The organism is Ancylomarina sp. YFZ004 (genome assembly GCF_054254355.1).
On the sequence record NZ_JBTCHQ010000006.1, the window covers coordinates 38234 to 51667 of the forward strand.

General features: G+C 34.3%; 7 protein-coding genes. 5 read left to right on the plus strand and 2 right to left on the minus strand.

Translation table 11 applies throughout. The annotated features are described in order from the left end of the window. Nucleotides 1–44: 44 nt before the first annotated feature. Nucleotides 45–410, minus strand: coding sequence for a hypothetical protein (locus ACXR6G_RS11020; protein WP_458361483.1), 366 nt, complete (start codon nucleotides 408–410; stop codon nucleotides 45–47). A gap of 606 nt (nucleotides 411–1016) precedes the next feature. Here ACXR6G_RS11020 and ACXR6G_RS11025 point away from each other — a divergent pair. From ACXR6G_RS11025 to trhA, 3 genes are all read left to right on the plus strand, one after another. Next, nucleotides 1017–3110, plus strand: a complete 2094-nt coding sequence (locus ACXR6G_RS11025; protein WP_458361484.1) for a hypothetical protein — start codon at nucleotides 1017–1019, stop codon at nucleotides 3108–3110. A 152-nt stretch (nucleotides 3111–3262) separates the two neighbouring features. Further along, a complete protein-coding gene (locus ACXR6G_RS11030) occupies nucleotides 3263–3919 on the plus strand; it encodes a hypothetical protein (protein WP_458361485.1) in 657 nt (218 codons plus the stop codon). A 261-nt stretch (nucleotides 3920–4180) separates the two neighbouring features. Continuing rightward, complete coding sequence (gene trhA, locus ACXR6G_RS11035; protein ID WP_458361486.1) at nucleotides 4181–4828, plus strand: PAQR family membrane homeostasis protein TrhA; 648 nt, start codon at nucleotides 4181–4183, stop codon at nucleotides 4826–4828. Between the two features lie 1132 nt (nucleotides 4829–5960). Here the strand turns inward: trhA and ACXR6G_RS11040 are convergent. After that, on the minus strand, nucleotides 5961–7640 hold the full coding sequence (locus ACXR6G_RS11040) for a hypothetical protein (protein WP_458361487.1): 1680 nt from the start codon (nucleotides 7638–7640) through the stop codon (nucleotides 5961–5963). Nucleotides 7641–8899: 1259 nt separating this feature from the next. On the opposite strand from ACXR6G_RS11040, the gene ACXR6G_RS11045 reads away from it, so the two are divergent. Further along, nucleotides 8900–9442 carry a hypothetical protein gene (locus ACXR6G_RS11045; RefSeq protein ID WP_458361488.1) on the plus strand — a complete coding sequence of 181 codons (543 nt, stop codon included), beginning with the start codon at nucleotides 8900–8902 and terminating at the stop codon, nucleotides 9440–9442. Nucleotides 9443–10456: 1014 nt separating this feature from the next. Further along, entirely contained in the window at nucleotides 10457–13375 is a 2919-nt protein-coding gene (locus ACXR6G_RS11050) for a two-component regulator propeller domain-containing protein (protein ID WP_458361489.1), read from the plus strand. Nucleotides 13376–13434 lie beyond the last annotated feature (59 nt).

Below are 13434 nucleotides of genomic sequence, written 5' to 3' on the forward strand. Positions count from 1 at the left end.
CTCTTTTGTTTTTTTGCTATTGCCTGCTTGTAATGAATAATAGCTTAAGTGTAATTTCCTTTTGCAGAATATAAATCTCCTAAATATGCGCGTTTTATGGCTTTGGAGGCATTGGGCTTCGTTTCTATTAATTCTGAAAAATAACGAATCCCTTCATCTAGTTTTGATGCATACCAGTAGGAGTAGGACATTTGTTTTAAAATCCCTATGCAGTACTCTAGTGTCTTATTTTCCTTATTTTTTGCAAACTGTTGTATTGAAAATTGATAAGCTTCTTTATAATGATTTATGGCCTCAATATATGATTTTAAACCTTGATAATTTCGAGATCTTAGATATAAGGCTTGCAACTTTTCTTTAGGCCTGTCTATCTGGTTGGCAAAGTGTATAAGCTCGTTTGTTTTTTTCATCGATACCCAAAATTATTGTTTTGAATATAAACCTGAAGCCCAATATAGATTTGATTTTAGAATAGCAATTGAATCATTTAATTGACTCACGATGTGAAATTTCAGCATAATGTACTAGGGTGTCACCATTATTGCCAGAGCTAAATTCCCTTGCAAATTTAGAATTGTATTTAAATAGTTCTGTCCCGATTGCTTCTTAGAAATAGTAAGAATAGAATCAATTTTCTGATTACATAATCCTTGTAAAATGATTAATGTTAGGATGAGAAAAACAGATAAGAACCTTGGCATGAAATGGAATATTGTTAAAACGAAATCAAAAGTTTATAAAATGGGGATCATTAGCAAATATAACCGTTTAAGGCATTTAGTAACTTAAGTGATTGACTTACAGTATGCAGTTTATTGTTTAATGTAATGTCTATTACAATGTCTATTGCTGTTTTTTTACTAAGTAAGCTGAAGTTTACATATTTGATGTTTGTTAATAACACTTAATAGTTGAATTATGGTAAATAAACGATCAACAGAAGTTAATGAAATAAATCAGTTGACGTTTGAAAGCCATTTTAATTAAACCCAAATTTTGTAATGAAAAATTATTTAATGAAGAAAACAATTACACTAAAAAAAACACTTCTGATAACCGGCTGCATTCTTGCAGTAACTCTGTTTTTAAATAGCTGTGGCATTACTCAAAGTTTATTCTCTAAAGGACGTAGTGAGTTTAGTTTGGCGAATGATGAAATAAATAAGGGCAATGGACTCAAGGCTCTTGATCATGCTTTTAATGCTGTTATTATTGACCCTGAAGTGAGGGTATTCAAAAAGTTTATGTATATACATTTCAATGCAACACTTTCTAAAACCGATGCCTTTTTGTCTAGCTCCAAGAATACAAAAATTATTACACAAGCAGAAAAAAGAGTTGCGACTTATCAATTACTAGAGTCTGTTTTTTCTAAGCTTAAACAGGTTGACTTACCCTTTGTTCATCCGAAAGGGAAATGGGAGTGGACGGCTAAATTTGTTGATTATTCAGAACAAACAAAAGAATCGACAGAATACGCTTTTAAGCTAATTATGAAACAAGGGAAAGTGGATATTGATAAGTCTCTTATTAAAGATTCGTATGAGAAACTTAGCAAAGCTTATAATAAGTATTGTTCTTCTGATAAGCGAATTTCAACGGCTCAGAAAATAACAACATATTATACTGATTTTGCAAGTTTAAAAGAGAAAGGCACTGATGTTCCAACTCTTGAGCTGGCATATGAAGCGTGGGGATATGCTCTCATCTTTACACCAACATTAACAAAGGCACGTGATTCTAAGGATAAATTATCGACTAAGATTGCGGGTATATATTATAAAAAAGGATTGAAACTATTGGCTTCAAAAAATGTTGCTGATAATATCAAATCAGTTGATCAGTTTAAGTTGACTTTAAAGTGGAACTGTAATCATGCTGATGCTAAGAATTCGATTGATCTTGCAAAAGACAAAATAGCTAACTTCTATTATGATTCAGCTGTTAAAATGGAAAAAACTTCTAAAAGTGAGAAGGCGAAAATTATAGCCTTGTATAGAAGTGCACAGAAATGGATCCCAAATTTTAAAGATTCAATGTATCGTATCTATTCTTTGAATGTAGGAAGTGAATTAATCACTCTGAAGCAGAATTTAGCTGAAACTCGCAAACAATATACCGCATTGACGAATCGTATTAATACCGTTTCGGGAGCTGTTAATAAAGGATATGCCGCAATGGAAGCCATAACTTACCTTTCGGGACAGACCAGAAGTTTGAATACTAAAATGAAGAATGTGGAAAGTACATTGAAAGCATTCACACTGATTCCAATTGTTGGAACTGTGAGTGGCTTTACTGCCAAATCATTATCTATTGCTCAGAAGCCAATTGGTGGCTTGGTAAATAAATTTAATGCTATTGAACGACCTTTTATAACACCTACAAAATCAGCAGTAGAACAAGGGAAAAATACCGTTGATGCAATTAAAGGAATGGTCGTTACAACAAAGATTATTTTGGAGAATACTGAGAAAACGGTTGCTGGAATAGACGATTGTATTAAAAGTTTAGAGCTAGAGAGTGATTTCAAAAAAGTTGAAGGTGCTATAAAAGAGGTGAATAAAGGTTTGAGTGGTACGGCAATGCAAATGAGGAACTTAAATAACAGTTTAAGTAATTTTGAGAAAGGTGCTAAAGCTTTAGCTGTATTGAATTCACCAGCACAAAAAATTAAAAATGGCTTGAGAAAAATTAAACCAACTCTTGATAAGGCGAATAAGGTGACCCATGAAATGGATAAGGTGTTAAAAAAAGAGATTGGCTTTACTGGACCTATAAGCAGACATAAGTATAAGATGTCATTGTATAAGGCACTTACAGCAGGTGGAGTCGTTGCTAGGAAAATTGCTGGACTTGGAATGAAAATAGCTAAACCGATTATGAAAAAGATGAAAATTAGCTTTCCAACAGTGCCTGGTGTTGACGAATTGAGAGAAAAATTGGATGTTATTAAAAACGAATATGAAAAGATTAAAACAGAAACTTCAAAAATAAAGGAGTCTTATCAGAAATATACATCATTCGAGAGTCTTATTAGTAAGAATGTTAACAAGATAGTTGAGACTACAGGGTGTGGAAATCGAATTGGGACTATCGCTAGCAAGTAATGAGGAGAATTCATTGCAATTTGAATTGTTAACAAATTTCTTTTTGGTGAGAAAAATAAAATCAAGTAGCATTTAATAAAATGCTACTTTTGTTTTTTCAAATACAAAACAACAAACGTTTAGAAAGAAAGATGAGTATAGATTTTATATTTATGTTGACAAAGGATGATCAGACCATATCTGATGCAAGAAAGTATGTGAAGGAGATTGTACTTGCAGGAGCAAAGCATATTGGTTTTAAAGATATTGGATTACCCACAAGTGAATTAAAGTATCTTGCCGAAGATTTGAAGAAAGAAGGTGTTAAGGTTTATCTGGAAGTGGTGAGTTTGGATGCTGAGAGTGAGGAAAAATCAGCTAAGGTAGCTATGGATCTGAATGTTGACTATTTGTTGGGAGGGACAAGACCTGAGCTGATAGCATCAATAGTCAAAGATCACCCCTTAAAATATTACCCTTTTGTTGGTAAGATTGAGGATCACCCGAGTATTCTTACAGGAACGGTTGAAGAAATTGCTGCACATGCACAACAGATTACAGCCATTGATGGGGTAGATGGTTTGGATCTTTTGGCTTACCGATTTACAGGTGAGGATATCCCATTATTGATTAAGGAGGTTTGTAGATCATCAAAGAAACCGGTTATTGTTGCAGGTAGTATCGATAGAGAGGAAAGAATTGAAGTGGTGAAAACAACTGGAGCTTCTGGCTTTACTGTGGGAACGGCAGCATTTGATATGGAATTCCCATCAAGCCAATCAGACATTTCTGGGCAGATTCAAACAATATTAGAGATGAGCAGACAGTAATTCATATAGATTCTTCCTGAAAGGGAGAGTGTTGTTAATAGAAAAGAGGATAATCTGTTTAGATTATCCTCTTTTCTTATGCTGTTCTTTGGTCTTATTTCAGAGCAGCTTCAAAAGAGTAGGATTTGAAATTCTATACTCGTCAATATCATACTTCTTGGGGAGAATTATTAGTGTTTTTTCTGTCTGATATGAAATTTTCAGATATGGGTATATTGTTTAACTTTAGTAATTATTAATTCAACCTCTTAATTTATTTTAATGATGCAAAACCCTAAGAATAAAACATATTCTCCACTTGAAGAAGGGATAAATATCTATTCACATGCTTTGGGTTTTCTATCCTCATTTATAGGATCTATTGTCTTGTTTAGATATGCATACTTATATGGAGGCGTGAAGCATCTCCTTAGCTTCAGTATTTTTGGAATGAGTATGATGATCCTTTTCGCTGCCTCAACATTTTATCATCGTGCGGTAGATCCAATTAAAAGAGCACGCTTGAGAATCTTTGATCATGCCTCTATTTATGTGTTGATTGCTGGGACTTATACACCCTTTTGCTTAGTGACTCTACCAGAGAAAACGGGGCTCATTGTTTTTGCTGTTGTCTGGGGATTTGCCTTAATAGGTATCATTATTAAACTGTTTTTTACAGGACGCTTTTCTGTGTTTTCAACGCTTATGTATTTGTTTATGGGGTGGATGATGGTTTTTATTATCAAACCATTGTATCAGAATTTACCAGTTGAAGGTTTGTATTGGCTTTTCTCAGGCGGCTTGGCCTATACACTTGGAGCGATTCTTTATAGCATCAAGAGAATTCCCTTAAATCATGCCAGCTTTCATATTTTAGTACTTGTAGGCTGTTTCTGTCACTATATGGGGATCTATTTGTATGTGCTTTAATAATTCATAGCAAAGTTCTTTATTCTGCTTATAGAGAGGGATGTCTCGCTCGTTGCTCCTCATGAATTTATTACGAACCCCAGTTCCGAGAGTTTTCCCATAGGTTTGTATGGCCAAGCTTACTCTTTTTCCAATAAAGCGAAGAGTAGGATCAGATTGACTTGATTTTTATTCGCGAACTCAATTTTTAAGGCGCTCATGAGCCCTTCGGGCTTGTTTCCTTTTTTATCTAAGTACTGGACAATGGGAGATAATGAATACCCGTTCAATTATGAATGAATAAAAAAGTTGTAGCCTAGCGGCTTTAGCGAAAAAGTTTAAAGATAATACTGAAATTTCTACATAAGCTAAAAATAAACTAAGAGCATTTAGACACAACTTTTGTATCTGATCCGCGAAGAATACACATTATTGGACTTGAAACAAACACTCAGAATACCAGTATTAAAAAAAAGTAATGAGCTTTTAGCTATTCTTTATTCAGCTCTTGAGTATCATAATTTTAATGCAAGTGTAAGTGGTTCTGTTAGGACCACAAGTCACAGACTTGAGGTATATGGGGTGATCTCAGCCGCGCTCCTATCATCGATCCAAAAACGGGAGCCTTACAGTATCGGCATAAAATGGTTGACTTACAAATGCAGAGCTCCATTGAAACGTAAGTGCTTCAATGGCTCTTTTTTTTGTCTTGTTTTACCGTGAAATTGAATTCTTTTTTATGATATCAAAAAAAATGCTTGCGGTTCCCCAGACAATATACTTCAAGAATAAATTTGTCGTTTTGTTTCTCTGATATAATTATATGAAAACCATCAGGGTCGATTTCATAATTTAATTGCCAATTTTACTCCTTGCTCCAATAAAGATTATTATAGTAATTAAGCTCGTAAACTTTATTTTCCGCTGCAAGATAATGTAAGCCTTTTTGCTGTACATCCGACCATTGATACAAACTGTCTTTCCGCCTTCTTTTATTTACATATGAGACTTCTGCAACTTTACGTTTAGAAAGACCAACTTGTTTTAGGGCAGCTTATTGGAAAAAAAGCCATGGGTCAATTTCCATGGCTTTCTGTTTATTTTTATGGGAATTAAATGCTTGATTTTAGAGGGAATACTCAAAGTGTTTCATTTATGACTCTAAAGATATTGCAGCTCTCTTAATCTTTAATGGTTCCCCATTCTTAAAAAGAACGATAAAAGCTCCTGTAATACCACATGAATCTCTGAATGCTGCAGCTTCCCTGTAGGTTTTGAATGTGCCTATTGCATACTTGTTAAAGCCTTCGCTAAATTGATGAGCGATAGGCTCTTTACCCTTATATGTTTTGTGCAAATCGTTAACACCCGCCTCGTTTTTACAGGCAAGAATCTGAACTCTATAAATCAATTCCGGGACCACTTCTCTTACAAGTTTTTGTTCAAGCTCCTTGTTTAAGGCTTGGTCTTCCTGGGCAGCAGAAACGTCTTCGGCCTCTTTTTCAACGATAGTAAGTTCATGTTCAATAACTCTCTCTATCTTATAGATATCATAGCCGCCAAATCCACTATTGCGATCCGAACTTAAGTATTCTTTTCCGTCAGCAGATCTATAATACTGAATATCATTATAGGGGCTGTTTATAGGAATTCCCATATTTACAGGCGTACTCCAAGTTCCATTTTCCAAACGATCACATTTGAAAATATCAGAACCTCCTATTGTGTTATGTCCGGTTGAGTTAAAGTACAGTTTTTTTCCATCAGGAGAAACGAACACATCTGCTTCATCATAAGGAGTATTTATATCCAGACCAATATTTTTAGGCTCAGACCATTTCCCATCTTTATTCATGGTGCAATAGTAAATGTCACATTCCCCGTAACTTCCGCTTCTATTACTGACAAAATAAAGCTCATTGCCTGCAATACATGCCGATGCTTCTCTTGAAGAAGGCGTATTTACGAGACGGATACTTTCATTTAAAATCCATTGGCCATGTTTTTGTTGGGCAAGGTAAATATCACCTCCGCCATCAATGCCAGAATAAAATGCCCGCTCATTTTTTCCGTGGAAAGAGACCATTGCCACATTCAAAGCTTCGCCAAAAGATACATTTTCTTTTTTGAGATTTTTAAAGCTTTCATTGTCCACCGATACAGAATACACTTTCTCCATCAGCCTGCCTTTTGGAGTCGTTTCCCGTTGCGAACTAAAATAGAACGTATTATCTTTTAGGATCGGGTTCAAATCATTGTATTTTGAGTTTATGATAGGATCCAATAACTTTACTTCTTTGTCGGAATGTAAATTCTGTAGTTTCAGGCCACTTTTGCATTCGTTAATATGTTTCTCACACAACTCAATTAAAGTCTTATTTTCAGTTCCTCTTTCTTTGATTGCATTTTCAATGTTTTTATTAAACATTTTGATTGCTTTCAGGAATTCGGACCGGTATTGGAGTGTTAGTCCCATAAAATAATAAAGGTCCTTGCTTACATTAGGCCTTAATTGACCGGCTTTTTTCAGATAATCCAAAGCTTTTTCTTTTGAATCGCTCTGAAGACGGCAGATCCCAATATTGTAGTTCAGTTCTGGGTTTGTATTGTTATACTTGTAAGCCTCCATAAATAATGCTATACACTTATCAGCATAATTCGGTACTGTTTGATATAAGGCAAGTGCTTCTTTAATCTTGGAATAGGCAATAACTGACTCCGCGCTATTATTCACAAAATCATTTTTCTTCACTGGAAGTACATTCTGACCACTTGCCTCCGAAAAACAAAATAGGGTGAAAATCAATAAAACAATTATATTTTTTGAATTCATAGGAGCTAGAATTAAGATTAGTACGTATTAGTGATCTAAAATAATCAAAATAATAAATAATAAACCATAATAATGATTAAATGCATTGAAAATGTCTTTTTTGAGATAAATTCTGTACGTTAATGAAAATTTGAGTGAAGAATTGTAAGTGCCCAGAACTCATGTAAGCAGGGAGAAATTTGTTTGTCTATTCTATAGATATGGTAATTTATTATCCCTTTGGTATTATTCGGAACAATTATGAATATTACTAAAATGAGAAATATTAAAAGCTATTTTAATATTTCAAATTGTTCAATCACTATTGTTTATACACGATCATTTTTAGCAACTGGTAAATTATTCTTGAGTAACTCACTAGTACAGTCATTTTTAATAAACATTGTTATAGTGCCGTCAGTTTTTTACTTTTTATTTGTATCGTGAAAAATGCATTCCATTCCACCCCAACAGTCTTTATAAGTCCTGATATTCGTTTTTAAGATCCTCCCAGAGAGATAGGCTGCAGGAGAAACAAAGAGAATGTTTCCTTTGTCTGCAAATTCAGAAACAATAACGCTCAATTGAAAGATATTTTCATTTTGTTTGTCTTGGTGCTTAAGAAACAAGCTTGACAAGCAGTTTGATCATAGGATGGAGTGAAGGTGGGTTTTTCATTCGTAAAGACTAGAGAATGATCTTAATAAACTCCACCAGGATTTGGTAAACTCTGCATACCAAATTAAAAATCACTTCCTGTAATTTTTAAGCCGAGCCATAGTTTGTTTTCATATTTGTTCAGCTCTAATTCATATTGTCTTTATGTATAACGGTCTGTTCTAGTGTTTGTTTGCTCGAGTTTTACTTAATAAAAGGAACTGCGAAATTGTGATTCCAATTACGTTAATATATAGAATGTGATTATGTCTGATATAAAGATGCCAATTTCTTCTTTTATGTAAATATATTTTGTCAATTAATTATACAGTTTAGCTCCTTTTTTTTTAGTTATTTATCATCTTGTTTCGTACTTTCGAAACTTGACAAATTTGGCAGCTTTTCTGTTATGTTTTTAAATGTAACTTTGCGAAGTTCTAAGTATTCAAGTATTTCTATTGTGTTGGAGGCAATAATACATAAATATATAGGTGGAATTGTTTGGTATTCATAATACTAGAGTAAGTGTTCTTTTTTTTTCGTATTGAGCGGAGTCGAAGTGTACTTTTAACCTTTATACAAAACTTAATTTAAAAGTCAATAATATTTATATTTACAAAAAAATGAAAATTAAAACTTTAAAGTATTTATCACTAGTCTTTTTACTTACTGCAAGTTTTAGCTTGCATGCTGAAGACAAGAAAACAGAGAATGAAGCTCCTCAGACGGTTGTTTCATCCAAGTACATTTTAAATCAATATGATTTGAATCGGTTTGTTATATCCGGAGCCATAACTACTGGTTCTGAATACGACAGACTTTTTGGAGGTCAGATCTCTGCAGACTATCGATTATCGAAACGAATTTCAGTTGGTGGACAAGGGGATTTCTATTTTTCGAGTTCCTATCTGAATGGAAATCGTGAATATGCTCTTGCCTTGCGATCAAATTATCATGTTCTGAAGATTGAAAAATTTAGGAAAGATCCATGGGATGTTTATCTGGGTTTAAGTATTGGAACTAAAGTTTACCCGGCAGCGGTTGAATTCTACAATGTATTTTTAGGTGTATATGTTGGTGCACGTTATAACTTAGATGAAAAATGGAAGGTGTTTTCTGAAATCGGAACAAGAAATGCTGCTTTAGGTTTGGCGGTTTCGTTTTAGAAAGTCGGCATCTTCTTTTGGTCGGCTACTACAGTTGATAAAGTCAAAAAAAAGCTGGAACATTCCTGTTACCAATCTAGCTTCTCAGCTTGATAGGTTAATTTCCAAAATACTAATCAAGCTGTCAGTTTGTATAAGGTTCCCCATAAAACAAAACACGCTCGTAAATCATTGATTTACGAGCGTGTTTTGTTTTATGGGTTTTGTAAGTTTAATAGAGCGAAACTGATAAGCTGAGATCGTAAAATAATTTACTATCACCGTTTATTCCTCAGACAGCAAAATCCGAAAATCAAGCGGTTATATTGTGAAAAGCGAAGAGGGAGGAATGATTGCTCGTCATGAATTTATTACGAACCCTGGGGTTCTCATCCTTTGAAAGTTTATGTCATAAAAAAAGCACCAAAATTTTGCAACTTTGGTGCTTTTTTCAGCGGAAAGAGAGGTCGCTTTTTGAGTGTGGTTTAATGATTGATTTATTGTTGTTTAGAGTGGGGTTGTTATTTGTGTTCACATATGAACTCATTCAAGAATAATATAACTTGCAGTGATAAACTAGTTGTAATCAGTCTATAATGGGTGATGATTATTAAGAATTATATATTAATATTTTGAATAGCTGTCTCGATTTAAAATATGTCGAAAAAATCCCAAATCTAAAATGTATTACCATCTGTCATATTTACGTTATCACCACTGACTAATATACTCTGTTTTTAGTTCTTAATCTGATTAGGATGATTATATATCTTATTCTTAGATGGATTTCGAAGAAAGCTCATTGAATTAATCTGACATATTGTTGTTATTGATTAGGATTCATATTATTTTTCCTATCTTATAATATGCGTTTCTTTTTTCCAAAGTAAAGGAAGTGGGAAATCTCCATACTATTCTCGTGTCCCGGGAGTCAATTATTCTTCAATTAATATATTCTTTACATACATAAGCTTTCTGTTTATTGTGACTGTTTTTCCTATTAACAGAATGTTCTGATCCTAAAATTGTTTTATTGTGAGAAAAGTTATCTGTTTAAGTTTAATCTTTTGTTTTGTTGTTAGCAGTGTTTTTGCTGAGATAAAAAGTGTTGGAATTCCATTTATTCGTAGTTTTTCTAAACGTGAATATAAAGGGGGCTCGCAGAATTGGAATATGGTTCAGACTTCGAATGGCTTGATGTATTTTGCCAATAACGATGGCGTTTTAGAATTCGATGGCAATTCGTGGCGTCTAATTCCTATGCCAAACAGTTCTGTTGTTCGATCACTGGCAGTAGATAGTTTGCAACGGATTTATGTGGGGGCTTATAATGAACTGGGGTATTTGGAACCCGATCAGCAGGGCAAGTTAAGCTATCACACCCTTATTGATTTAATACCTGAGGCAGAGCGAGATTTTTCTGAGATTTGGCAAATTTTCCCCTATGAAGATGGCATCCTGTTTCATTCTTTTCAAAAGATATTATATTATAAAGGTGGTAAAATTACGGTCTTTAATAGTCAAACTGAATTCCACTATAGTTTTATGCTGGGGAATCAGTTATTTATACAGGAGAAAGAAAAAGGTTTATGCTTGTGGAACAATCAGAAAGCAGAGCAGGTTAGTGGTGGCGGATTTTTTAAGGATCTTGAGATTGTGAGCATTTTACCTTATTCTGATCATTCTATGATTATTGCCACAGCTACGTCTGGTTTATTTCTGTTTGATGGAGATAAGGTCGAAGTTTGGGATGCTTCCCTTAATGAGATATTTAAAAAGGATCGATTATTTTCGGGGATTTCTCTTGGCGATCGTTTTTATGCTTTTGGAAGTGTCGTAAATGGGATATATATACTCGATAAGTCTGGACAATTGGTTCAGCATATTAATTCTGATAAGGGCTTGCAAAACAATACCATATTATGCCTTTTTCAGGATCAGGAAGAAAATCTTTGGTTGGGGCTCGATAATGGAATTGATTATCTGGAGATTAGCTCACCCTTGTCTCTGTTGAAAACGGATAGGGATATCGGTACAGGATATACCTCTATTGTTCATGATAATTACCTTTATCTGGGGACTAATATGGGCCTATTTTGTAAAGCGCTTCATAATGAATCAAATCTAAGCTTAGAAACAGATGATTTGGAATTGGTTAAAAACACAACGGGGCAGGTTTGGTCTTTACAAGTGGTTGATGGGGAGTTGATTTGCGGACACAATAAAGGGACTTTCCGAATTGAAAAGAATCAGGCTAATTTGATTTCTGATATTGAAGGGGGATGGAAGTATTTGTATAAAGAAGAATTTCCTAACCAAATGATATGTGGGACCTATTCAGGATTGATCCTGTTCGAGAAAACAGCAAAGAGTAACTGGAAATGGCAGTTTGTGAAAGAAATTGGTGGTTTTAATGAATCGTCTCGTGAAATGATATGGGACGATGACTATTCAATATGGATGTGTCATGGTTACAAAGGGGTTTACCATATCTTTTTGAACCCAAGTTTGGATTCCTGCGTCAGTTATAGATTTTATGATGAGAATGATGGTTTTAATTCCCGTCTGAATATTAATGTTCAGAAGATACGTGACGAAATTGTTTTTTCAAGCCCCAATGGTTTTTATAAATACCAGCCCGAATTAGATCGCTTTGGTGAGCATAAATATCTAAATGACTTATTAGGACCTAAGGGGTGGGTTAGTAAATTGATTGAAGATGATAATGGAGATGTCTGGTTTTTTCAAGGAGGAAATCTGGGCTTGTTAAAGCGACAAATAGGGAATTCCTATGAGATGATTAGGAAGCCATTTGTTTCATTGAAGGATGCCTTTACAAATGCTTTTGAGAATACTTACACTTACGATCGGGAAAATGTATTGATTGGTACCGAACAGGGCTTTGTACATTATAATCCCTCCATAACAAAACGATATGATTCCGATTTTCAAGTTTTAATTCGTGAAGTAAGTCTCACTAGTTCTCGAGATTCGGTGATCTTCTTTGGCGAAGCCAATCAAGCTGGTTTGACTGCTGATGATATGTCTGTGTCATTGCCTTATAGTAATAATGCCTTACGCTTTATTTTTTCGGCACCACAATATAGCGATCCAGATTTAGTGCATTATCATTATCAGTTGATTGGTTTTGAGGATGCACCTTCTATATGTGGGAGCACCCTACAGAAAGAGTATACTAATTTACCAGAGGGGGATTATATTTTCAGACTTGATGCCCAAAATCAATATGGAATTAAAGCTCAGTCTGCTGAATTCTATTTTTCGATCGCTCCACCTTGGTACAGGTCTATAATCGCTTATATCCTTTATGTACTTGTTTGCATTTTTATTTTACTTCTAGCTGTTTATTTAATCAGGAGAAGAATGAGAACTGTACAAATGCGCCTAAAACAAAGACAAGATGAAGAGTTGAAGGCTAAAGAACAAAAGTTTCGGGAAGAGGCTCTTTTGGTTGAAAAGGAAATTGTGCAGCTACGAAATGAAAAGCTTAAAAATGAAGTTGTTTTCAAAAACCGAGAATTGGCTAGTTCGACTATGAATATCATTCATAAAAACGAGGTGCTTTCATATGCCTTGGGTGAATTGAAAAAAGCTTTGAAGAAAATCCAGGATCCTACGGCTCTTGTTCAGGTTAAAAAATTGGCGAAAACTGTAGAAAAGGAATTTAATAGCGAAGAGGATTGGGAGCAGTTCGAGTTGAATTTCGATCAGGTACATGCCAATTATCTTCAGAAACTGAGAAAGGAATACCCTCAGCTTTCGCCAAAAGATTTAAGAATGTGCGCCTATCTAAGAATGAACCTTTCAACCAAAGAAATCGCACCTCTAATGAATATATCGGTTCGGGGTGTTGAAATCAGTAGATACCGTTTAAGAAAGAAATTTGAATTACATAGGGATGACAATCTGATTGAATTCCTATTAAATATATAAAGAGGCTTTGAAATAGTTAAAGAGTGGAGGTGTACACGTGATTCTCCACTTTTTTGTAT

Coding starts and splice junctions, on each gene's coding strand:
- ACXR6G_RS11020 (WP_458361483.1), bottom strand. CDS start 410: ATGAAAAAAACAAACGAGCTTATACACTTTGCCAACCAGATAGACAGG.
- ACXR6G_RS11025 (WP_458361484.1), top strand. CDS start 1,017: ATGAAGAAAACAATTACACTAAAAAAAACACTTCTGATAACCGGCTGC.
- trhA (WP_458361486.1), top strand. CDS start 4,181: ATGATGCAAAACCCTAAGAATAAAACATATTCTCCACTTGAAGAAGGG.
- ACXR6G_RS11040 (WP_458361487.1), bottom strand. CDS start 7,640: ATGAATTCAAAAAATATAATTGTTTTATTGATTTTCACCCTATTTTGT.
- ACXR6G_RS11045 (WP_458361488.1), top strand. CDS start 8,900: ATGAAAATTAAAACTTTAAAGTATTTATCACTAGTCTTTTTACTTACT.
- ACXR6G_RS11030 (WP_458361485.1), top strand. CDS start 3,263: ATGTTGACAAAGGATGATCAGACCATATCTGATGCAAGAAAGTATGTG.